1 pseudogene is annotated in these 1,345 nt (G+C 59.1%); it reads left to right on the top strand.

The features are described 5' to 3' along the window. Positions 1–1,345, top strand: a pseudogene (locus Xsze_RS21385) (DNA primase); the annotation flags it as partial.

Below are 1,345 nucleotides of genomic sequence, written 5' to 3'. Positions count from 1 at the left end.
TCCCCGAAGGCTGCGATGCCAATCGCTTTAGCTGCGAAGTCGCCAATCCAGAAAATGCCTTCGGCCAGTTACTGGACGCAGCACAGTGGCTCGGTGAACCCACAAAAACGCCGCTGGCAGACCAAAATGCCGCCGCCACCGTGTCAGTCCCTGCGGCGGCTTTGGTGCCTGAACCGGGTGTGGTCACGACGCTTGCCGACAACGGGGATATCGTTGTCCGGCAGGACGGGCAGGAATGGCGGATACGCGGGGCGCAACAGAAAGCCGGTGCCACGGTGATGAAAGTGAATGTGCAGTTAATCGACAAAGCCAGCGGAGCACTGTTCGTGGACAGCCTCGATATCCTGAGCGCCCGTGCCCGGTCGGCCTTCGTGCGTCAGGCTTCTCAGGAGCTGGCCTTGCCGGATACGCTGATTAAGCGTGAGCTGGGGCGGGTGTTACTGGTGCTGGAACAACGTACATGGGCAGAGGCGGACACGGCGCAGGCCGCTAACTCCCTGAGTGCGGATGAACAACACGCCGCCGAAGCCTTGCTGAAAGACCCCGAACTTATCAGCCGTATCACCGCTGACCTGAGCGCCTGCGGGGTTGTCGGTGAATCAACCAACCTGTTGGCAGGCTATCTGGCCGCCGTCAGCCGCAAACTGCCCAAACCCTTAGCCGTCCTGATACAAAGCAGCAGCGCCGCCGGGAAATCGTCCTTAATGGAGGCGGTGCTCAACCTGATACCGGAAGAAGAGCGCATCCAGTACAGCGCCATGACCGGCCAGAGCCTGTTCTACCTCGGTGAAACCAACCTGCAACATAAGATACTGGCTATCGCCGAAGAAGAAGGGGTACGGCAGGCGGCCTATGCGCTCAAGCTGTTGCAGAGTGACGGCGAGCTGACCATGGCAAGCACGGGCAAGGACGAAGCAACCGGGAACCTCGTCACCAAAAGCTACACGGTGAAAGGCCCGGTGATGCTGATGCTGACCACAACCGCCATTGATGTGGATGAAGAGCTGCTCAACCGCTGTCTGGTGCTGACGGTCAATGAATCCCGTGAACAAACGGAAGCCATCCATGCGTTACAGCGCCATAAGCAAACCCTCGAAGGATTGCTGGCTGAAAACGAGCGGGAGTATCTGACGGCGCTTCACCAGAACGCCCAGCGGCTGCTTAAGCCCCTGAATGTGGTGAATCCCTACGCCAGCCAGTTGACCTTCCTGTCAGACAAAACCCGCCCCCGCCGCGACCATATGAAGTATCTCACGCTGATTCAGAGCATTGCCCTGCTGCACCAGTACCAGCGGGACATCAAGACCGCTGAGCATCGTGGCCGCAAGCTGGAATACCTCGAAGT

Origin of the sequence: Xenorhabdus szentirmaii DSM 16338, assembly GCF_002632585.1 — a bacterium.
GTDB classification, from domain to species: Bacteria; Pseudomonadota; Gammaproteobacteria; order Enterobacterales; family Enterobacteriaceae; genus Xenorhabdus; species Xenorhabdus szentirmaii.
This window is presented reverse-complemented; position numbering and strand designations above follow the sequence as displayed.